Source organism: Pseudorhodoplanes sp. (genome assembly GCF_050250235.1).
In the GTDB taxonomy this organism is placed as follows: Bacteria; Pseudomonadota; Alphaproteobacteria; order Rhizobiales; family Xanthobacteraceae; genus Pseudorhodoplanes.
On record NZ_JBFWPA010000019.1, the window covers coordinates 19,977 to 41,140 of the forward strand.

Here is a 21,164-nt window from a genome sequence, read left to right on the forward strand (position 1 = left end):
ATGGGCATCCCCCGCATCGATACAGGCCCGATGACGCTCTCCGAGTTCTACGCGTTCACGGATACGCGGCCGGACGACGAGCGCTGGGAACTGATCGATGGGGAGCCGGTCATGAATGCGTCGCCCAGTTTTACGCATCAGGTAATCGTTTCGAATGTCGTGGGCCTGTTGAAAATCATCCAGTTCCAAGAACGGCGAAGCTGGATTGTCCTGCCTTCCATGGGCATCCGAATAGCGGTTAAAGATCGTCCCGAGCCGGACATCATCGTCCGGCCGAAAGAAGCGCCGCAAAACGACCCGATGAGCCGCGAATGCGACGACGCCATCGTCGTGTTCGAAATTCTTTCGCCGTCCACCGCCGACCGCGATCTGCGCTGGAAGCGGAAAGCCTATGCGTCGCTGGACAGCGTGACCGACTATGTTGTCATTGCACAAGACGTGGTCGAGGTGGCCGTCTACGAGCGCAAGTCGGGCTTTGCCGAGCGGCGTCTCGAAACGATCGGCGCCTCGCTCGAATTACCGGCGATCGGCGTCACGCTTGCGCTCGCTGACATCTATCGCGACACCGGCCTCCACAAGAAATGATTGAGATGAAAGCGCGCGTCACCGTCACGTTGAAAACGGGCATTCTCGATCCGCAGGGCAAGGCGATCGAGGGCGCGCTGAAGTCGCTGGGCGTTTCGGGCGTGGCGAGCGTCCGCCAGGGCAAGGTGTTCGACATCGAGCTCGAAGGCACCGACAAGGCGAAGGCCGAGGCCGCACTCAAAAATGCGGCGGACAAGCTTCTGGCGAATACGGTGATCGAGAATTACCGTATCGAAGTTATCTGAGCCGATATCAGCGCCATGAAATCCGCCGTCCTCGTCTTTCCCGGCATCAATCGCGAGCGCGACATGGCGCGCACGCTGAAGCTCGTGTCCGGCGTCGAACCGGCGATGGTCTGGCACGCCGACACGCAGTTGCCCGCAGGCACCGATCTCGTCGTGGTGCCGGGCGGATTTTCCTATGGCGACTATCTGCGCTGCGGGGCGATCGCAGCCCGCAGCCCCATTATGGACGCGGTGCGCGCCTTCGCCGACAAGGGCGGGCTCGTGCTCGGCGTCTGCAACGGCTTCCAGATTCTCTGCGAGTCCGGGCTCCTGCCCGGCGTGCTGATGCGCAATGCGAAGCTGAAATTCATCTGCCGGGACGTGCATCTCAAGGTCGAACGGTCGGATACGCCGTTCACGCGCGGTTACAATGCGGGGCAGGTGATCCGCGTGCCGGTTGCGCATGGCGAGGGGAACTGGATCGCGGATGACGAGACGGTACGGAAGATCGAGAGTGGCGGCCAGGTGATCTTCCGCTATTGCGCGCCGGATGGCTCACTCGGCGAAACGTCCAACATCAACGGCGCCACCAACGCCATCGCCGGCATCGTCAACGATCGCGGCAACGTCGCCGGCATGATGCCGCATCCGGAAAACCACGTGGAAAGCATCATCGGCTGCACGGACGGGCGCGGGCTGTTCGCAGGGCTGGTGGCGCAGTTTCGCAAGGCGGCTTGACCGTTGCAGATCGATGAGCGATCGCGGGAGCGGCGCCCGCGCCTCGCGTTCCTTGCCTGACGCCGAAACGGGAGCGCGCGATGACGGACACCCCCCCGGTAACGCGAGAGCCCGAGCCGGCTGCAATCTGGAAACGCGTCGTCGCTTCGATCCTGGATTTCTTTACGGTGTTTTTTGTCGGTGGCTATGTGATCGGAGCCCTGACCGGCAACACCACGTCCGAGGGTTTTCAACTGTCGGGCTGGCCGGCGCTTGTGCTCTTCGCCATCATTATCGTCTATTTCTATGTCGGCCGTCGTCGTCTTGGCGGCACCTTGTGGGACCGCATTTTCAGGATATCGCGGCCGCAGCCGAGATGACCGGCCTGCCGGCCCCGCCATCCCGCTTAGAAATTATGCGTGGATGGCCGCGCAAACGGACCTTTGAAAGGTGAAAAGGAGCGCGGGCTCGCCTAAATACAGGCCGTGCTGCGCAACGAACCCAAGATCACCCCCGCGCTGGTCGCCGAACACGGGCTCAAGCCCGACGAGTATCAGCGCGTCCTCGACCTGATCGGTCGCGAGCCGACGCTGACCGAGCTCGGCATTTTCTCGGCGATGTGGAACGAGCATTGCTCGTACAAGTCCTCCAAGGTGCATTTGCGCGGCCTTCCGACCGAGGCGCCGTGGGTGATCCAGGGGCCGGGCGAGAATGCCGGCGTGATCGACATCGGCGATGGGCTGGCGGTGGTCTTCAAGATGGAGAGCCACAATCACCCGAGCTATATCGAGCCGTATCAGGGCGCGACCACCGGCGTCGGCGGCATCCTGCGCGACGTCTTCACCATGGGCGCGCGGCCGATTGCCTGCCTGAACGCATTGTCGTTCGGCGACCCGAAGCATCCGAAGACGCGGCATTTGGTGTCGGGTGTGGTCGCCGGTATCGGCGGGTATGGCAATTCCTTCGGCGTGCCGACGGTGGGCGGCCAGACCCGATTCCACACCCGCTATGATGGTAACATCCTGGTCAACGCGATGGCGGTCGGTCTCGCCCGCGCTGACTCGATCTTCTACGCGGCGGCGTCCGGCGTCGGCATGCCGATCGTCTATCTCGGGTCGAAGACAGGGCGCGACGGCATCCACGGCGCTTCGATGGCGTCGGCGGAATTCGACGACGATTCCGAGGAGAAGCGTCCGACCGTGCAGGTCGGCGACCCGTTCGCCGAAAAGCTGCTGCTCGAAGCGTGTCTCGAGATCATGCAGAAAGGCTGCGTGATCGCGATCCAGGACATGGGCGCGGCGGGGCTGACCTGCTCCGCGGTCGAGATGGGCGCGAAGGGCGATCTCGGCGTCACGCTCGATCTGGAAAAGGTGCCGGTTCGCGAGACCGGCATGAGCGGCTACGAGATGATGCTTTCGGAAAGCCAGGAGCGCATGCTCATGGTGCTCAAGCCGGAGAAGGAAAAGGAAGCCGAGGACATCTTCCGCAAATGGGGACTCGACTTCGCGATCGTCGGCGAGACCACGCCCACAAGGCGCTTCCTTATTCGCCATCACGGCGACACCTTGGCCGACCTGCCGATCAAGGAACTGGGCGACGAGGCGCCGGTCTATAACCGGCCGTTTGTCGAGACGCCGAAACAGCCGGTGATCGCCGCGGCCGACGTCAAGCCGCCGTTGTCGAATGCCGACGCGCTGCTCAAGCTGATCGGCTCGCCCGACCTGTGCTCAAAGCGCTGGGTGTGGGAGCAATATGACCACATCATTCTCGGCAACACCGTGCAGAGGCCCGGTGGCGATGCCGCGGTGGTGCGGATCGAGGACGGTCCGAAGGGCCTTGCCATGACCTGCGACGTGACCCCCCGCTATTGCGAGGCCGATCCGTTCGAGGGCGGTAAGCAGGCAGTGGCGGAAGCCTATCGCAATCTCTCGGCGGTTGGCGCGACGCCGCTGGCGATCACCGACAATCTGAATTTCGGCAATCCCGAGCGCCCCGAGATCATGGGGCAGTTCGTTGGCTGCGTGCGCGGCATCTCGGCCGCCTGCACGGCGCTGGATTTCCCGGTCGTGTCCGGCAATGTGTCGCTCTACAACGAGACCAACGGCCGCGCGATCCTGCCAACGCCGAGCATCGGCGGGGTGGGGGTGATGGCCGACTTCACCAAATCGGCGAGTCTCGCGTTCAGGAATGAAGGCGATGCCATCCTGCTGATCGGCGAGACCACGGGATGGCTCGGCCAGTCGATGTATCTGCGCGAAATTTGCGGGCGAGAGGAGGGGGCTCCGCCGCCGGTCGATCTCGCCGTCGAAAAGCGCCACGGCGAATTCGTACGCAAGCTGATCGGCGAGGGCCGCGTGACCGCCGTGCACGATCTCTCCGACGGCGGTCTTGCCATTGCGCTTACAGAGATGGCGATGGCCTCGGGACTTGGCGCCGTGCTTGATGCGCCGCGGGGGGGCCCGTCGCACGCCTATTGGTTCGGCGAGGATCAGGCGCGCTACGTCGTGACCGCCAGGCCGGACGCGCTGGCCGCGGTGATCGAGGCGGCTCAGGTCGCGGGTGTTGCGATCGCGCGGATCGGTACCGTCGGCGGCACGGTGCTCACCATCGACGACGAGAAAGCTGTGCCCGTCGCCGATCTGGCCAGCCGCTTCGAATCCTGGCTGCCGGACTATATGGGCGGCACAATCGAACCCTGACTACCGCAATTCGCCGGTCTTCATCATTACCTCGCGGCAGCCGGGCGACAGCGCTGGCCCGTTATTGGCGAGGCACTGCACCGCGCGCCCTTGGCCGATCGGTACGCCCTTGCACAGCACACGGAAATCATTGGCGCAGAAACGCCGGATCATGATCGCTTCACCCAGCCTGGGCTGATGGGTCTGCGGCGGCGCAGGCGCGACCGCGGCCGGGGCGGGCGCCGCTGCCGGAGGTGGCGGCGGGGCGGCTTGCGGTCGCGCGGGCGTCGCAGTTCTTGCGGGCCTGGCTGGCTTTTTCGCGGCCGGCGCTGCGGGTGGTGCGGCCGGTGCGGCTGTCGCCGGAGCCGCCGGCGCCGATACGGCCGGCGCGGGCGCTGTGGGTGCGGCCTGGACCGGGGCCGGAGCCGCGGGAGCCGCCTGTGCCGGTGCGGGAGCAGGCTTTACGGCGGCCGGTGGCGGTGCCGGTGGCGCAATCGCAGTCACTGCGGAGCGGCAGCCGCCGGACAGACGCGCCTGATTCTTTGCAAGACACTCCAGCGCCTCGCGTCCGCCGCGTTGCACCCCCGAGCACAGCGAGAGGAAGTCGGAGCGGCAATTGCTGCGGATCGCGTCCTGCTGTGCCTTGCTTGGGGCCTGGGCCTGTGCGGCCACGGGCACCGACAGCAGGACCAGCGCGGCCAGCATGTTTGGGAAACGGAACGTCATTGCAAGGAAACTCCTGCCAATTCCAACGGGACGATACCGGCCGCGCGTGCCGGCCTCTGAAGCAACGCGTCAGCGTTTGGCCAGCGCGTTCTTGCAGGCATTGGTCAGCGAGGAGTGGTGCGACAGCAGGCATTTCAGCACCCGGCTTTGCCCGAAGGTCACGCCCTGACAGAGCAGGGAATGGTCTTCCCGGCAATTGCGGTTCACCCAGCGCGCCTCCTGGGTCGGACGCATCGCCGGGAGCTTCAAATCCGGCGCGGCCGATTCCTTCATGCTTTCCGGCCGGGTGATGCGGTCGGTCGAGACGACGCGCGGCGCGTCAGCGGTACCCGCGGGCTCGCTCGGTTTCGCTTCGGCCGGCGCCGCGGCCGGAGCGGTGACGCTTGCAGCGCGGGTCAGCGCCTCCTGGCAGGGCGGCATATGGGCCCCGAAATTCGGGCGCAGGCATTGCACCGATTCGGCGCTGCCCGGAACCACCCCCGCGCAGGTCGATCTGATCTCGGCATGGCAGGCGGTCCGAACTTCCGGATAGGGGACGGCGGCGGTTCCGGGCGGCGGTGCCTTCGGTGCTGCCGCGGCTTTGGGCGCCGCCCTTTGCTGCGCCGGCTCTTGCGCCCTCCGGGCTGGTGGTGCCGATTTCTTGGCCGGCGCCGGCCGCGCCTGCGGCTGGGGTTGCGGAACCTGGCGCTGCTGCTGCTGCTGTGGCGGGCCGAAGAACGGGAAGAACTGGGCGCTGGCGGTATCCGCGCCCAGCAACATGGCGGCTGCGCCGAGCGCGCCGATCAGCGATCCGGGTTTCATCATCACGCTCCGCATCCTTTTCCCCCTCGTCTCGTCCAGGGCATCGGTGCCACAATAATGTGCCGGACGCGCGCCGTCAGCCGTCCTGATTTGGCCGATGCTGGTTTGTCAGTCACCGCAAATCACCATATTCCTAGTGTAACCAGTTCCGGCGGCTTGGCATAACCCGGTTCCGCCGTGATTTAGGGAGTTGTGCGATGCCGATGGACGCCGCCGAGATCGAGCGGCTGATCAAGACCCATATCCCGGATGCCGAGGTGTCGATTCGGGATCTCGCCGGCGACGGCGATCACTATGCTGCCACGGTGCTTGCCGAGAGCTTTCGCGGCAAATCGCGGGTGCAGCAGCATCAACTGGTCTACCAGGCATTGAAAGGACAGATGGGCGGCGCCCTGCATGCGCTTGCTCTGCAGACCGGTGTGCCGGAGAATTGAACCGCGGCCCGGAACCGTCGGGAGCACGGCTGTTGCGATGCAACTGCCGTGCCCTATATTCGGGGCAAGGCCGGCCGGGCCGGTTGTGTGCCACGAGCAGCCCCTGAAGGATCAGATACTCCATGAGCATCCACCAGTTCATCGACAACGAGGTGAAGGCCAACGACGTCGTGCTGTTCATGAAGGGCACGCCGCAATTCCCGCAATGCGGATTCTCCGGCCAGGTCGTGCAGATTCTCGACTACCTGCAGGTCCCCTATAAGGGCGTCAACGTGCTGGAATCCGGCGAACTGCGCGACGGCATCAAGCAATATTCGCAATGGCCGACCATTCCGCAGCTCTACGTGAAGGGCGAGTTCGTGGGTGGCTGCGATATCGTGCGCGAGATGTTCCAGGCGGGCGAGTTGCAGAGCCTGATGCTCGAAAAGGGTCTGGCGGTTCAGGGCAAGGCGATCGCCTGACCGGTGGGTAACTCCGAGCGCGGGAAAAGCCGGGGATGTCGCCGTGCCGCTAGGGTTTCCGCCGGTCTCTATGACGGTCTGAAAGCCTCACATTTTGCCTGCGTGCCGAAGCGGCGGTCGAAATCGAGGATGCCGCCGGCCAGTGGAATGGTTGCAGGGGTCAGCCCCTTGCGGGTGAATTGCTCCATCACGATCGCCCTGTTGTTCCTGGTCGAGCGCAGGCGCACCGGCTCGATCACCTTGCCCTTCTGCGCGCCGGTCAGGTCGAGCGCGTAGAGCCCGTTCACGGTGCGGCCGAGACCGACCTTCGCGATATCGCGCCTCAACAGCACCGATTGCGGGACATAGATTTCCATCCGCGCATCCGGGCCTTCGCAGACGAACACGCGCGTCATCGGCACGTCGAGAAACAGGCCACCGGCGAAGGATGGCGAGGCGAAGTTCAACGCGGTGATCGAAAGTGCGATTGCCGCGAGGACGGGATTGCGAAGCATCGCGCTCGGGTTCCCTGCATCCGCATCGGCCGATGCTAGGAGAGACCAGCCCGGCATGCACGCCATTGCGAGTGCACAAGCGCGTGAAGCATCGGCTGCGAGCCGGACGGGAGGCGAGCATCGGCCTGCCTATATGCAGGTCGAGTCGGATTCAAAACCGCCGGATTACCCGTCCCGTGACTCCGTTTTCGGCGATGCCCCCGGAATATTGCCCGGTAAAGGCGACACTGACCGTCGTTTCAGCGGACCACACCATATCGAAGCCGGCTTCCACCAGCAGCGCATCGCGCGGAACCGGTACGCCTGCAACGGTGAAGGGCGTTCCGCTGGCGAATGCAAGCGCGGTGGTCGGTGCCGTGGCGCTGAATGCATGCCGCCAGGCCAGCCCGCCCTTGAGCGCCATCATGGTCCCTCCCTGCGCGAGCGGAAGCGCCGCGCGCAGGCCGAGCGTCGAGAAGGTCGTGCTTGAATCTGCGGCGAGGGCGGTCAGCGCGGCGGCGCCACCGCTTTCGGTGAAGCCATCGGCGTTCACCCGGACATGGGCAAGGCCCGAATAGGGCTCGATTGCAAGCGCGCCGAAGGCCAGCGCATAACCGATTTCGCCGAAAATCTGCGCCGTGTCCGCGTCATAGCGTGACTTGGCCGTGTCGCTGAAGCCGGGGAAGACGATGTTGCGGCTGGTTTCGACCGCATGCCAGGCGTGGCCCATTCCAACCCGCAATGCGAGCGGACCGTTGAGCAGCGCCGCATAGGCCGCGAGGTGATAGCTGTCGATATCGGCGGAGGAATTGCGATCGGGCACGCTGATCGCATGCGTCTGATAGGCGCCAGCCAGGCCGGCGCGCAGCGCCGGTCCGAAGGCGCCGCCCAACGTTGTGTCGAAGCCGGAGATGAATCCGCCGGTGCGGTTGCTGACCGTCGCGGCATTGCCGTCGCCATCGCTCCTGCCCCAATTGCCGAAAGCGTTGCCCCATACCGCCGATCGCCTGTCCGGCGCCGCTTCGGCCTTGGTTGCGAAGGGTCCGGCCGCTGCGGCCTTGACGCGCTTTGGTGCCGCATAGGCGAGCGGCAACCTGACGTCGTTGTCGGCGAGGTGCGAAACGGCCTGCGGGGTCGCTGAGCCGAGCGCACCGGACAATTGGCGCAGCCGTCCGATGATGCCATCGCGCAGAAAGCGGCTGTCGTCGGTGAGGATAGTGCGAATCGTCGCGTGGATTTCGCCTGACAGCAGGTCGAATGCCCGCAATGCGTTCGCAGTATCGAGATTGAGGATCGCATCGTAGATCGGGTTGCCGGGTCCGAGTTGTTCCGCGCCCGACGCCGCAGCCCTTTGGTTGGGCGTCTGTGCAACCGAGGGAAAGGTCACCGCGAGAGCGCGGGTCACATCGAGATAGACGTTGTTCGGATCGTAGAACAGCGCGAAGTCGAGGAACGGTGCGTTGTCGTTCAGCGAAGCATAGGTTCCGGTCACGCCGCCCGAGGCGGTGAGGATCGTGTAGCGCTGGCCGACGCTATAGGAGCCGGGCGCGGTGATCACATTCACGGTCCCGCCCAGAATGGAGGCGGCACCGGTGATGTTGATGAGGTCGGCAAGCGGAGCCGGACTGATCTCGACCTGGTAGGTCGAGCCCGTGGCCTGAATATAGGAGCCGACGACATTGAGGGTGCCGATCGAATTTCCGGGCGCGATCGTGCCGTTATTCGTCACCGCGCCTGTGATCGTGCCGGTGCCGCCGAGCGTGCCGCCGGCCTGCACGGCAACGGCCGGGCTCGTGAGCTGGCCGTTGACCATCAGCGTGCCGCTCTGAACCGAACTGCCGGTGCTGAAGGTGCCGGTTCCGGTGAGGGTCCACGCCGTTCCTTGCATCGTCAGCGTTTCGAAACTCGTGAACTTGTCGATGCTTTCGGTGCCGTTGCCGGCAAGCACCAGACTGTCGGCGTTCGGTCCGCCGACGACATTGCCATTGAGGACGCTGCCGGTCTGCAGCGTCAGCGAATTGGTGCCGGCGCGAAAGCGGATGGCAGTTCCATCGGTGCCGGTGATGGTGCCGGAATTGGTGACGGCGGTGGATGCGTCCGTCACCATGAAGCCGGGAAGCACCTCGATGCCCATCCCGCCCTGGATGGTGCCGGAATTCTGCACCGAGCCGCCGTGCTGCAATTCGATTGCGCCCGCACTCGAGGTAACGGAGGTCAACTCGCCCGCATTGACGATCGAGATCGGCTGACCGGTGATGGCCCAGATCGCGTTATAGCTGCCGGAGATGACGCCGGTCGCGCTGTTTGTCAGGGTGCCGCCTTGCATCACGGCGCCCGCGGCAAATCCTCCGGCCATGTCGGTGATGGTGCCGTGATTGGTCAGGATGCGAGTGGTGCCTCCCATCAACGACAACGCGTTACCGGCACCGTTGCCTTCGATCAGGGCGCCGGCCTGGTTGGTGATGGTGCCCCCGCCGTCGAAGCTCACCGCCGTTGCGGCGCCGAGTCCGATGACATCGCCGGAATTGTTGAGTGATCCGCCGCCGCTCACATGGACGGCGCTGGTGTCCGCGCGTATCGTTGCCCCGACTGCATTGGTGACCGCGCCGCCGTTCTGTATCCGGACGGCGTTGAAACCACTGTCGATCAAGCCCTGGTTATCGACGGTGCCGCCCTGCGTGAAGCTGACGCCGTTGCCGAGTTGCGCGTCGATGGTTCCCTGATTGGTCAGAGTCCAGGCCTGCGTGGTTGCCACCACGCCCGAAAAGGTTCCGCCGGGCATCAGGGTGCCGGTATTTGCAACGGTGACCCCGGGAAATATCCGCGCGGTCGTACCTGTGAAACTGTCGAGATCGAGCCCGCTATTGGTGCTGGCGGTGATGTCGACGTCGTCGGCGATCGCGATCGAAAGCGGCGCAATGCTCAGGGCCGTGGCAACGGCATGGGACATCGCCCGGCGCCGCCGCGTTTTCCTGCATTTCATTCGACCCCCCCATCCCGGATTGCGACCCGAGAGTGCCGAGGGCGTTACGGTCACGCACTATTCAAATGGATAGGCAATACGATAGGGTTTGCAGGCATACGTCGTTACCCACAGGATGCATGGCGATTTCGCCAATGGACGATGCGCTTGAAAGCCGGATTCTGGATGCGCTGTATCGCGGAGTCACCGACGCGGCAGCGCTGAGATCGGCACTTGAGATGCTTGCGACTGCGTTTGCCTGTCCGTCGGCGGCCTTTATCGCATTCGACGCGCAGGAACCGGTTGCGGGTCTGACCATGACCACCGGAATATTTGCCGAGGAGGATGTTCAGCGGCGCTATCTCGAATATGCAGCGCTTGACCCGGCACCCGGATTGTTTGCGAGCATTGCCGTCGGCCGTGCAACGACGACCGATCGTATCATGTCGGAGGATGTACGCAGGACGTCGCAGTTCGGCAACGAATTCTATCGTCCGCTCGGCCTGTCGGAAACGCTCGGCGGCAATCTGTTTTCCGATCAGGGGCGCTTCGCGCTTATCGGATTGCATCGCAGTGACGATCGCGGCGCGTTCACCGATGCCGAAATCGCGGCAGTCGAACGGCTGTCGCCGCACCTGCGACGCATTCTGCAGTTGCGGCGGCAATTCTGGGCGCTGGAGGCGAAGAACAGCGCCCTTCAGGCGGTTCTCGACGGCCTGCCGTCGGGTCTGCTGCTGCTGGACGAACGCGGCAGCGCGATCTTCATCAACAAGGCGATGCACGCGATCGTGCAGCGCGGGGACGCGTTCTTTCTCGATGCCGCGGGATTTCTTTTGCCGCGCAACTCAGATGCGCGGCGCATTTTCCTGGGCTTGCTGCATGACGTCATGCATGGCGGCGCTGGTGGGGCGTTGAGCGTTCCCTCATCGCGGTCCGAGCGCGGCTATCCGGTGCTGATTGCGCGGGTTCCGGCTGCACTGGCCGAGCCGGGCTGGCCGCGCCGCCGCCGCGCCGGCGCGCTCGTGATCGTGCACGATCCGGCCAGCCGCTTTCCGGCGCGAAGCGATATCCTGCGGCAGACGCTGGATTTGCCGGAAGGGGCCGCACAACTCGCACTGGCGCTCTGCGGCGACGACGACCTGAAGACCTTCGCCGAACGGCAAGGCATCACGATCCACACCGCGCGCTTCCATTTGCGCACCGCGCTGGCGCGAACCGGGACACGAACCCAAGCAGAACTGATGCGGCTTGTGATCCGCGTGCTGCGCGATTTCGCGCTTGGCGGGCGGGCGGACCGATAGAGGCGGGGTTGGAAATGCGAAGGCCGCCTGTAACGGCGGTCTTTGCTCAAGAAAAAAAGCGCGATCGCGAAGGTTCGGCGACCGCCGAGCGGGACGCCGCCGTGCGGCATTCGCATCCAGGCGTGCCGCAGGCGCGTCCGGCGTCTGCCCGGTGAAGCACCGCGCGGCAATCGACCGGAGGTCCGCCGTCTATTGGACGGCGAGCAGGCCCAGCCGCCAAACATGGACATCATGACCGAAGCTCCACACCGTCGTCCAATTGGTGGTGTGGCGGTACGAGGCATCCAGGTTGAGTGCGGCGGTCAGCGGCTGCACGATGCGCACGAACTGCACGAAGTTGTCGTCCTCGCGCACATTGCCACCGGTCGCGAGATTGACGGCGCGCTGGACCTCCTCGGCGACATAGCGCTGTTGGTAATAGAACAGCCCGGCTTCGAACAGAGTCGGACGGATCGCGCCCGGGCCGAGATCTTTGAAATAGCGCACGGTTACGAACGCCGCTCGCTCGTTATTGTCGAAATAGGCGCCATGCGTGCGCTCCTGCGCGTAACGGATGCCGGGCTCGATTTCGAAAAACTGCGCGCCGGAGATCCACGGGCGCCAGGAATGGCTCAGCGAGTAGAAGTAGGTCTGGCCGTTGCGGTTGTAGCGGTTGTCGAGCGGCACCGAATTGAAACCCTGATAGCGCGCTCGGAAGGCGAACAGCGTTTCGTGATGGGCGCTTGGCCGGAACGCCATCCAGAACGTGCCGTTGGTCGCTCGCGCATAGGGGTCCTGGTTCACAAAGGTCTGGTCGTAACGCAATTCCGCGCCAATGCGCCACGGTCCGAGATAGCGCGTTGCGAAGACCGACCCGCCGAGAAGCGCGTCGTCATAGGCCGAGTTTTGCCGGTGATAGGAGGCGCGCGCGTCGCCGAGCACGCCGATCAGATAGTCAGGATTTTGCACGAAATAATAGGAGGCGCGCGCGTCCAGAACCGCACGAAGGTCGCCCCTGCGGTGCAATTGCGCAGGCCACAGGATGCCATGATCGAGCCGCGCCACATTGCTGTCTCGCTCGATCCCCGCGAAGGCGCGCACATGGAACGGCCTGGATGGCGTGGCCGGGACCGGCGTCGTTGGTGTTACGATCTGACTTGGTGTCGGCGCAATGTCGATCACCGGCGTGCGCGAGATCTTCAGGCGCTCTTCGGCCGTTCCCGAGACCGGGCTTTTCGGGTCCAGCGTGACCACGGACTGGTACGCACGCTGCGCCTCGGCCCGCTTGCCTTGCGCGATCAGAATGTCGCCGCGATGCAATTGCGTCGCCGCCCGGCCGGTTTCGTAAGCCTTGTCCGATTGTTCGAAATCCGACAGCGCGGCGCGGTAGCGCTTCGCATCCTTGTTGGCGAGCCCGCGATAGAACCAGTAGCTTGGATTGCCGTCCTGGTTCGACTCCTTCTCGAAGGCCTGCACCGCCTGGCGATAGCGGCGCAGATCGTACAGCGCGCGCCCGCGGAAGAATTGCAGATTGCGGATGGCGGGGTCGAGTGCGGCGGCGCGGTCGAGGGATTTCAAGGCTGCGCGCGGTGCATGGATCGTGAGTTCATAGGCGCCGCGAGTGAACCACGTGCGTGCGTCCTTATCGTCGGCGGCGGTGGCGTCGCGCAGCTTGAGAAGGATTTCATAGCTCGGCTCTTGGGACTTGATCGCTTCGATGGCCTCGGCCCGAAGCCGCTCTGACTCCGGGGAGGCAGCGCTCGGCGATGCCGGCGCAATCAGCATTGTGCATGCGATCAGCGGCGTGCAGACGACCGTGCGCCGGACCGCGGATTGGCCAGACGATTGCGGTCGGCGTCCGATCGCGCGCCGCGCACGCGGCCACGGCGGCATACACCCGCGAAACGCCCCCCACATCAAACGCCCCCAACGCCTGACACAGTCGAAAAGTCGAAACCCTACTGACCCAGCAAATTGATCAAGTCGGCAGTCAGCGATTCGCCGGTTGCTGGTGCAATGCCCAGACGCGCCCGCAGGCTGGCGACTTCGCCGACAAGTCGTACCCGGGCCTCCTCCCAGCTTTTTGCGTTTTCGGCGCGGACCGCGTCTCGTCTCGCCCGCAACTCGGCGGTCCGTTCGGCCACCCTGCGCTCCGCGTCTCTCAACTCTTTGCCAAGAAGTCCGAGCACCCGCGTGAGATCGGCGATCGCCGCGACATATCTTTCCCGCATCTCCGGATTGGTTGTGTCGTCGCGTGCATTCTGAAATGTCGCAAGGTCTGCCTGCACCGCTGCGATCCGGTCACGCACCGAGGCAGCAATTTTTGATTCGACGTGAGTGCCGGCGAGCAGGCTCTGCAATTCCTGACTCAGTCTGTCTTCCTTGCGCTCCACGAACTGCTCGAAAGACTCCGCTGAAGACAAGATGTTGAGTCTTTCTTGCTTGTCCGCAAGTTCGTCGATCAATCTCTGGCGGTTGGCCTCGACCGCGGTCGCCGGCCCGCCGAGACGGGGTTTTTCGGTGACCGGTCCGATATTCTGGTTGTTCAGGAGTGAGGGGCCGCCCGGTGCTGCGGTCTGATTGGGCCCGCACACAACGGACGTCGCGCAACGCGGGTCGACTGTTTCGGTACCCCAGGGGCCACCACCACCCGGGCCCCGGTTGGTCAGACCCGGTGTGTTGTTCAGGGTCGTGCCCGGAGGCACCGGCGCGGGCGCGGGCCTGTGTCCCGGCATATGGTGCTGTGCGACGGCCTGAGCGCACCAGAGCGCCGCCACGGCAGCAAGCATTCCCATCGGAAGACGGCGCATCAGCGCCTCCTGTCCCAGGATACCTCAGGGAACCATAGCAACTGCAACCTGGAGTGTCTTCAGAAATTTCAGCGCGCGATGCGGGCTGCACCCGCTTTCGTTGGGGTAGCGCTCGCTTCCCGACGCGCGATGGCTCCTTCCGAAACAAAAAAGGGCCGCCCCCATTCCGGGCGACCCTTTTCGTGTTTTCGTCGCGCCGCGAACGATCAGCGCGAATAGAATTCGACCACCAGATGCGGTTCCATCTGCACCGGGTAGGGGACGTCGCCCAGCGAGGGGATGCGCAGGAACTTCGCGGTCTTCTTGCTTTCGTCGACCTCGATATATTCCGGCACGTCGCGCTCGGTGAGCGACATCGCCTCGATCACCAGCGCCATTTCCTTCGACTTGTCCTTCACTTCGATCACGTCGCCGACCTTGACCTGATAGCTCGGGATGTTGACGCGGCGGCCGTTCACCTTGACGTGGCCGTGGTTCACGAACTGGCGGGCGGCGAACACCGTGGGCACGAACTTGGCGCGATAGACCACCGCGTCCAGACGCCGCTCCAGGAGCCCGATCAGGTTCGCGCCGGAATCACCGCGCAGCCGGATCGCTTCGGTATAGACCGCACGGAACTGCTTCTCCGAAATGTCGCCGTAATAGCCCTTGAGCTTCTGTTTGGCGCGCAGTTGCACGCCATAGTCGGAAAGCTTGCCCTTGCGGCGCTGGCCGTGCTGGCCGGGGCCGTATTCACGTCGGTTGACCGGGCTCTTCGGGCGGCCCCAGACATTCTGGCCCATGCGGCGGTCGAGCTTGTATTTTGCTTCAGTGCGCTTTGTCATCGCGTCCTCTTGAAAAGTCCGAGAGTGTGAGGAAACGCGCCCTCCTCTGTTCCGGGGATTTCCCCCCGGAACCGACAGGTCCCATTCGGCCAAAGCGGATGGCCGGAACCACGGGTCGCGAAACGAGGAACGGCCCCGATGGGGGCCGGACCACGCCGCGTATCTAGGGGTTTGCGATCCGGCTGTCAAACCGGTGAGGTCTGCCGCAATCCGAAGCGGGCAAGGCCGGCGGCCAGGGTCGCATTGGCCGGCTTGCCCGAGGTCAGCAGGAAGTCTGCGCTGCCTTCGCCGGCCTGTGCGGGACGCGCCCCGATCAGGTCCACGACCCGCCGGGCGATCGCCGGCGCCGGGTCGACGAAGGTTACCGGCCATGGCGCGAGGCGGGAGAATTGCCGGTCGAGCAGGGGGTAATGCGTGCACGCCATTACCACGGTGTCGGTTCGCAGGCCGCCCCGCGCGACGAAGCAGGGCGCGATCTCGTCGGCGATGTCGGCATCCTCCACCGCTTCCCCGCGCAGCACCGCTTCGGCCAGCACCGCGAGCCGGCGCGAGCCGACCAGCGTCACGTCGCAACCCTGACCGAAATCCGCGATCAGCTTTCTGGTGTATTCGCGGGTGACCGTTGCCTCGGTGCCGAGCACCGAGACGAGCCGCGTCTGCGAAGCCGCGCAGGCCGGCTTGATCGCGGGCACGGTGCCGACGAACCGCACGGCGAAGCGCTCGCGCAATTGCGCCAGCACGATGGTCGATGCCGTGTTGCAGGCGATCACGACGAGATCGGGCCGATGGACATCGATCAACTGTCCCATCAGGCCGACGACGCGCGATGAGAGATCATCTTCCGGCAGCCGGCCATAGGGAAACGCCACATCGTCCGCGACATAGACATAGTGCGCGTCCGGCCGCAGCTTCGTCACCTCGCGATAGACGGTCAGTCCGCCAAGGCCGGAATCGAGGACCAGAATCCGCGGCGCCGCCGTGCTCATGTGCCGACACTCAGCGGCGCGCCAAGCTTGCGCAGCGTGGCGAGCACCGACAGCGCGACGATCCGCCCGGTTTTCGGATTCTCCGACGGCACATTCTCGATCGACATGCGAAACCGCGCGGAATCGGCTTCGACCTCGATCTCATGGCAATTGCGGGTAACCATGGGATCGGCCCAGATGTCGATCTGCGTGCGGTCCGGGCCGATGCCGGCGAGCGAGAGCGCCGCGGCCACATTCACGTTGGCCGGAAAGCCCGCCGCGGCTTGCCGCGCGCTGCCGGAGAACACGCGCCTGGCCGCGGTCAGGCCATCAACAGAGATACCGTGCTTCTCGAGATAGGGCGCGCCCTTCAGGCCGCCCGGCGGCTTGCGGGTGGTCATGCGCACCGAGATGATTTCTCCCTCGGCGGCGGCAACCACCGCGTCGAGACCAAGAAGAGCGCCGGTCGGCACGATGACCTTGCCGCCTCTGGCCTTGGCCAGTTCGAGCAGTTCCGGGCGCGGCAGCAGCGCGCCGCAACTCAGCACGATGACCGACTTGCCGGCCTGCAGCATCGGCCGGCAGATGTCTTCGATCAGGGCGGACGGCGCACATTCGACGGCGATGTCGGCCCGCGCCGGGAACTCGGAGGGCGCAACGATCGGGCAGGCGATGCCCTCGCTTTCCAGAAAGGCCTGAGCCTTGGCGCGGTCGCCGGCGGCGGCGCAGGCCAGCGTCAGGCCGGGCAGTCCGGCACTCAGCTTGCGGGCCAGCATGCGCCCGATGGCTCCAAGGCCTGCGATGGCAACCCGAATTTCCGGCATGTTCGAGGCGTGCTCCGATGTGGGTCCGGTGTTTACGTCTGAGACGACGTGCCCACAAGGTGTGGCTTGACCCCGGCCGGGCCGGCGGGCAAGTCTGGCCAAAATCCCCAAGGGAGGAATGCATGCTCAGGAAGTTGTTTCTCACGGCTGCGGCCGTGGGTCTGATGGTATCGTCCGGCACGGCGTCGGCGCAGGATTATCCAAGCCGGCCCATCACCATGATCATTCCGTTTGCCGCCGGCGGCCCAACGGACGTCCTCGGCCGGGTTCTTGCCGCCCGCATGGGCGAAATTCTCGGCCAGCAGGTGGTGATCGAGAATGTCGGCGGGGCCGGCGGACAGACGGGCTCCAAGCGCGTCGAGCAAGCCAAGCCCGACGGCTATACGATGGTGCTCGGCACGGTGGGCACTCATGCCCAGAGCCAGACGCTCAGCAAGAAGCCGCTCTACAACGCCGCGGAAGATTTCACGCCGGTCGCCCTGATCGCCGAGGTGCCGATCGCGCTGATCGCGCGCAAGGATTTCCCGGCGAACAACCTGAAGGAATTCGTAGAATATTCGAAGAAGAACGCCGCGAAGATGCAGTTCGGTTCGGCCGGCGCGGGTTCGGCGACGCATCTGGGCTGCGTGGTCGCCAACATGGTGATGGGCACCGATATCGTGCATGTGCCCTACAAGGGCACCGGCCCCGCGATGCAGGATCTGCAGGGCGGTCGCATCGATTTCCTGTGCGAGATCATCTCCACGGCCAAGCCGCAGATCGACGGCGGCACCGTGAAGGCGATCGCCATCATGACCAAGGATCGTTCGCCGGCGCTGCCGAATCTGGCGACCGCGGAGGAGCAGGGCACCAAGGGCATGGAAGCCTATACCTGGAACGCGATCTTCCTGCCCAAGGGCACGCCCGCGCCGATCGTCAAGAAACTTGCCGATGCCGCCAATCAGGCGATGGAGACCCCGGCAGTGAAGGAGCGTCTGGCCGGCCTCGGAGCGATGATCGTTGCGCCCGACCGCCGCTCCCCCGACTATCTCGCGAAATTCGTGAAGGACGAAATCGCGAAATGGCGCGAGCCGATCCTCAAGAGCGGCGCCCAGACCAACTGATCGCCTTGACGTGAGACAAAGCGGCGGCGGGCTTGACGGCCCGCCGCCGATTTTTTTATGCGCTTGTGCCGCGGCGGATTATAGATGAAGCGGCGCGGAGAATGAGGGGGACATGAGTTCGGGCCGGGTACTCGTCGTCGAAGACGAGGTGCTGATCCGCATGCTCGCGGTTGACATGCTGCTCGATCTCGGGCGCGAGGCGGACGAGGCTGGCACCGCAGCGGAGGCGCTCGCATTGCTGCACGCGCCCGGGGCGGATTACGCGCTGGTGCTGCTCGATCTCGGCCTGCCCGACAAGCGCGGAGACGACCTGGTGCGTGAAATCCGGCAGACCCATGCGTCCTTGCCGCTGGTGGTGGCGAGCGGCGAGGATCAGACCGAGGTCACGGCGCGGCTCAAGGACTACGCGCCGATCTGCTTTCTCGGCAAGCCGTTCGACCTCGACGGGCTGGAGATCGCGATCAGGACGGTTGCGCCGGACTCCCCCTAGACGCTCAGCACGGCGATCACCACCAGCGTGGCGGAGAGAAGCGCCCCGGTCACGCACAGCGTCATCAGCCGTGCGGCGTGAGCGTCAAATAGCGAGCGGGACAGCGGCAGCATGGCCGATCCTCGTTTGGTCCGACAGGCAAACATGAATCGCGATTCTGCGCGGGTAGGGCGAGTCATTTATCTGTGGCGGAACGGTTGACTCGCTGCGACTCGCAAACTGACTGTCATTCCGGGTTCGCGAGCTTCTCTTGCGCCGCGGAAATGACAGGCGCTACCGCCGCGTATTCTCCGCGATCGAGAAGCCGAGTTCGCGCAACCCTTCCTTTGCGCGCGGCGTCGCCTGACCGGAAATCCGCAATTCCGGACGTCCGAGCCGGTTGGCACGGATCGCGCTCGCGGCGCTAGTCGCCGCGCGCTGCGTGCCCTCGGTCCAGGACAGCGCGTCGACCGGCCAGATACCGACCACCGCACCGTTGGCGGTCTGATTGAACGGAAATTCGGCAACCGATACGTAGCTCACGATCGACCGGTTCTTCAGGTGATAGTCCGCCACCATCTCGGTATAGCGGCGGTTGAACACCGCCGCGTCGCGGCGTTTGACGGCCACGGCACGCCTCAGGAATTCGGCGCGGCCCGGCACCGGCACAACCTCGAGCGACGACACCATCGAGGTCATGTCGAGCGGCGTGTAGTTGCGGTTCTGCAGCAGCGCGTCGGCGGTGCCGCGGTCGAGCCCCATCGCCATCATCTTTTCGCGGTTCATATCCATGAGCTGGGCGGCGGTCCGGTCGCGCAACGAATCCTTGACCTTGCCCGACGTCCCGACATTCGAGATGACGATGCCGACCGCGCCGGGGATCGCCATCATCGCGCCGGACACCACGAGACCGCCGGCGGCGGCCGCCTGCGACAGCTTCTGGAGCCGCGATTGCAGCGGTTCGTAATCGGAATAGGGATCGACGCCGAGCTTGGCGGCGAGCTCGCGCCGCTTCTGGTCGGCGCCGAAGCCGCCGAACGCCTGGTCCTGCGACTTGCCGGCGTTGCTGATGCCAGACCCGATCTGGCCGATCTGGTTGCCGAGGCCGGTGAACGTGTTGTTGAGCGTCTCCAGCGGATTGACCAGCAACTCGCCGGCGAACTTCACCGGGGCGAGCCCGGCCTGGCCGAGGGCGTTGTTGAATTCGTTCGACTCGGTGAGCTTGTCAAGCTCGGCGACGGCCGCGAGCTCACGGATGCGCACCTGCATCATGGCATCGCTTACGACGGTGAAATTGCCGTAGGGCGAGCGAACGCTGTAGATGCGCAGGAAGCCGTCGCTGCGCACCGGGTTCAGGATGGTGTAGTTCGGGCCGGCCGCACGGATGCCCGGAATCTTGCCGGGACTGTAGGTGGCCGGCCGCTCTACCTCCGCGGCCAGCGCGCTGAAGGATGTCGCCACCAATACTGCCATTGCAACGGCGCCAACGCCTGCGGAAACCTGCGCACGCATGAAAAGCCCCTCAACTCCCGCTCACAGGAGTCCATTTGACCGCGATTGCGAAGCCGCCGCAAGCGGCTGATGTTGGGCGGCGTCAGCCGCGCGGCGCCTTTTCACCCAAGACCGCCGTGATTTCCGTCTCGGACAGTCCCGCCTCGCGCAGCACCTCTGTGGTGTGTTCTCCGAGGTTGGGCGGCAGGCTGCGCACTGCGGGCTGCGACGCCGACCAGGTGCCCGGCACATCCGTCATCCGCAGCCGCCCTTCGGTCGGATGGTCGACGAACCGGAAGAAGCCGACATCGTTCAGATGCGGATCGTCGAACAGGCTCGCAATGTCGTGCAGCGGCGCGACCGGAATGTCGGCTTGGTCGAGCAGCGCGATCCATTCCGCGGTGGTCTTCGTCTTCAGCGTGTCGGCGACGAACGCATAGACCGCGTCGATATGGTCGGCGCGCCCGCCATGCGTCGAAAAGCGCGGATCGACCAGCAGGTCCTCACGCCCGATCGCCTTGAAGAAATTCCTCCAGTGCGTGTCGGTATAGACCAGCGCACAGACATGGCCGTCCTTTGTGGCGTAAGGCCTGCGATGCTTCGAGACCAGCCGCGGATAATAATGCGGGCCCTCGGGCGGGTCGAAGGTCAGGCCCGACAGGTGGTCGCCGAGCAGGTATTCGACGAATACCTCGAACATAGGGATTTCGATGGTCTGACCTTCGCCGGTGCGCTCGCGATGAAACAGCGCGGCGGAGATCGCGTTGGCAAGATAGAGGCCGGTGGTGCGGTCGGCGATCGCCAGCGGCATGTAGCGCGGCTCGCCGCCCCATGCCTGTGGCGCGATCGCAGCGATCCCGGACAGGCCCTGGATCAGATCGTCATAGGCGGGCTTGCCGGCATAGCGGCCGCGCGCGCCGAAGCCGGTCGCGCTGGCGTAGACGATACGCGGATTGACCTTGCGGATGTCGTCGTAGCCCAGCCCCAGCCTTGCCATCGCGGCGGGCCGCACATTGGTGACGAATACATCGGCGGTGGCGCCGAGCCTGCGCAGCGCGTCGCGCGCGGCCTCCTGCTTCAGGTCGAGCGCGATCGAGCGCTTGTTGCGGTTCAGGTTGAGATAGATGTGGCCCATGCCCTGGTTCCGCATCGGGCCGACATGACGCATGATATCGCCCGATGGCGACTCCACCTTGATCACATCGGCGCCAAAATCGGCGAGGATCTGGGTCGCGTAGGGGCCGAGGATGACGCTGGTCAGATCGAGGATGCGGACCCCGGAAAGCGGGCCGGTGGCGGTTGCGCTGTCGGTCATGCCGACAGGATTAGCGTGGGCG

General features: G+C 64.9%; 21 protein-coding genes. 10 read left to right on the forward strand and 11 right to left on the reverse strand.

Annotation, left to right across the window (positions count from 1 at the left end; all coding sequences use genetic code 11):
• From AB7F49_RS11160 to purL, 5 genes are all read left to right on the forward strand, one after another.
• Positions 1–585: a Uma2 family endonuclease gene (locus tag AB7F49_RS11160; RefSeq protein WP_428522274.1), complete on the forward strand. Its 585-nt coding sequence runs from the start codon at positions 1–3 to the stop codon at positions 583–585.
• Positions 586–590: 5 nt separating this feature from the next.
• Complete coding sequence (gene purS, locus AB7F49_RS11165; RefSeq protein WP_428522276.1) at positions 591–830, forward strand: phosphoribosylformylglycinamidine synthase subunit PurS; 240 nt, start codon at positions 591–593, stop codon at positions 828–830.
• Positions 831–845: 15 nt separating this feature from the next.
• Complete coding sequence (gene purQ / locus AB7F49_RS11170) at positions 846–1,547, forward strand: phosphoribosylformylglycinamidine synthase subunit PurQ (protein ID WP_428522278.1); 702 nt, start codon at positions 846–848, stop codon at positions 1,545–1,547.
• Between the two features lie 80 nt (positions 1,548–1,627).
• Complete coding sequence (locus AB7F49_RS11175; protein WP_428522280.1) at positions 1,628–1,906, forward strand: RDD family protein; 279 nt, start codon at positions 1,628–1,630, stop codon at positions 1,904–1,906.
• Positions 1,907–2,014: 108 nt separating this feature from the next.
• Positions 2,015–4,225 carry a phosphoribosylformylglycinamidine synthase subunit PurL gene (purL, locus tag AB7F49_RS11180; protein ID WP_428522383.1) on the forward strand — a complete coding sequence of 737 codons (2,211 nt, stop codon included), beginning with the start codon at positions 2,015–2,017 and terminating at the stop codon, positions 4,223–4,225.
• Here the strand turns inward: purL and AB7F49_RS11185 are convergent, their stop codons facing one another.
• Both AB7F49_RS11185 and AB7F49_RS11190 read right to left on the reverse strand, forming a co-directional pair.
• On the reverse strand, positions 4,226–4,930 hold the full coding sequence (locus AB7F49_RS11185; RefSeq protein ID WP_428522282.1) for a hypothetical protein: 705 nt from the start codon (positions 4,928–4,930) through the stop codon (positions 4,226–4,228).
• A gap of 69 nt (positions 4,931–4,999) precedes the next feature.
• A complete protein-coding gene (locus tag AB7F49_RS11190; protein WP_428522284.1) occupies positions 5,000–5,731 on the reverse strand; it encodes a hypothetical protein in 732 nt (243 codons plus the stop codon).
• Positions 5,732–5,928: 197 nt separating this feature from the next.
• Between AB7F49_RS11190 and AB7F49_RS11195 the strand changes: the two genes are divergently transcribed.
• A complete protein-coding gene (locus tag AB7F49_RS11195; protein WP_428522286.1) occupies positions 5,929–6,165 on the forward strand; it encodes a BolA family protein in 237 nt (78 codons plus the stop codon).
• A 122-nt stretch (positions 6,166–6,287) separates the two neighbouring features.
• Complete coding sequence (gene grxD, locus AB7F49_RS11200; RefSeq protein ID WP_428522288.1) at positions 6,288–6,626, forward strand: Grx4 family monothiol glutaredoxin; 339 nt, start codon at positions 6,288–6,290, stop codon at positions 6,624–6,626.
• 68 nt (positions 6,627–6,694) lie between these two features.
• On the opposite strand, the gene AB7F49_RS11205 is transcribed toward grxD, so the two are convergent.
• Both AB7F49_RS11205 and AB7F49_RS11210 read right to left on the reverse strand, forming a co-directional pair.
• Positions 6,695–7,120 carry a hypothetical protein gene (locus AB7F49_RS11205; protein ID WP_428522290.1) on the reverse strand — a complete coding sequence of 142 codons (426 nt, stop codon included), beginning with the start codon at positions 7,118–7,120 and terminating at the stop codon, positions 6,695–6,697.
• A 151-nt stretch (positions 7,121–7,271) separates the two neighbouring features.
• On the reverse strand, positions 7,272–10,049 hold the full coding sequence (locus AB7F49_RS11210) for an autotransporter outer membrane beta-barrel domain-containing protein (protein WP_428522292.1): 2,778 nt from the start codon (positions 10,047–10,049) through the stop codon (positions 7,272–7,274).
• A 152-nt stretch (positions 10,050–10,201) separates the two neighbouring features.
• On the opposite strand from AB7F49_RS11210, the gene AB7F49_RS11215 reads away from it, so the two are divergent.
• On the forward strand, positions 10,202–11,362 hold the full coding sequence (locus AB7F49_RS11215) for a hypothetical protein (protein WP_428522294.1): 1,161 nt from the start codon (positions 10,202–10,204) through the stop codon (positions 11,360–11,362).
• 189 nt (positions 11,363–11,551) lie between these two features.
• On the opposite strand, the gene AB7F49_RS11220 is transcribed toward AB7F49_RS11215, so the two are convergent.
• The 5 genes from AB7F49_RS11220 to AB7F49_RS11240 form a co-directional block, all read right to left on the reverse strand.
• Positions 11,552–13,126, reverse strand: coding sequence for a tetratricopeptide repeat protein (locus AB7F49_RS11220; RefSeq protein ID WP_428522296.1), 1,575 nt, complete (start codon positions 13,124–13,126; stop codon positions 11,552–11,554).
• Positions 13,127–13,299: 173 nt separating this feature from the next.
• Complete coding sequence (locus AB7F49_RS11225) at positions 13,300–14,151, reverse strand: hypothetical protein (protein ID WP_428522298.1); 852 nt, start codon at positions 14,149–14,151, stop codon at positions 13,300–13,302.
• A gap of 206 nt (positions 14,152–14,357) precedes the next feature.
• The gene (gene rpsD, locus AB7F49_RS11230; protein ID WP_428522299.1) at positions 14,358–14,975 is read right to left on the reverse strand and encodes a 30S ribosomal protein S4; all 618 of its coding nucleotides are present in this window, start codon (positions 14,973–14,975) and stop codon (positions 14,358–14,360) included.
• A gap of 185 nt (positions 14,976–15,160) precedes the next feature.
• The gene (murI, locus tag AB7F49_RS11235; protein ID WP_428522301.1) at positions 15,161–15,961 is read right to left on the reverse strand and encodes a glutamate racemase; all 801 of its coding nucleotides are present in this window, start codon (positions 15,959–15,961) and stop codon (positions 15,161–15,163) included.
• Positions 15,958–16,764, reverse strand: a complete 807-nt coding sequence (locus AB7F49_RS11240; protein WP_428522303.1) for an aspartate dehydrogenase — start codon at positions 16,762–16,764, stop codon at positions 15,958–15,960. The genes murI and AB7F49_RS11240 overlap by 4 nt, the downstream gene beginning before the upstream one ends.
• A gap of 122 nt (positions 16,765–16,886) precedes the next feature.
• On the opposite strand from AB7F49_RS11240, the gene AB7F49_RS11245 reads away from it, so the two are divergent.
• Both AB7F49_RS11245 and AB7F49_RS11250 read left to right on the forward strand, forming a co-directional pair.
• Complete coding sequence (locus AB7F49_RS11245; RefSeq protein WP_428522305.1) at positions 16,887–17,867, forward strand: Bug family tripartite tricarboxylate transporter substrate binding protein; 981 nt, start codon at positions 16,887–16,889, stop codon at positions 17,865–17,867.
• Positions 17,868–17,979: 112 nt separating this feature from the next.
• Positions 17,980–18,357: a response regulator gene (locus tag AB7F49_RS11250; RefSeq protein WP_428522307.1), complete on the forward strand. Its 378-nt coding sequence runs from the start codon at positions 17,980–17,982 to the stop codon at positions 18,355–18,357.
• Between the two features lie 273 nt (positions 18,358–18,630).
• Here AB7F49_RS11250 and AB7F49_RS11255 read toward each other — a convergent pair whose 3' ends face one another.
• Entirely contained in the window at positions 18,631–19,848 is a 1,218-nt protein-coding gene (locus AB7F49_RS11255; RefSeq protein ID WP_428522309.1) for a hypothetical protein, read from the reverse strand.
• An 82-nt stretch (positions 19,849–19,930) separates the two neighbouring features.
• Positions 19,931–21,142, reverse strand: coding sequence for a CaiB/BaiF CoA transferase family protein (locus AB7F49_RS11260; protein ID WP_428522311.1), 1,212 nt, complete (start codon positions 21,140–21,142; stop codon positions 19,931–19,933).
• Positions 21,143–21,164: the final 22 nt, after the last annotated feature.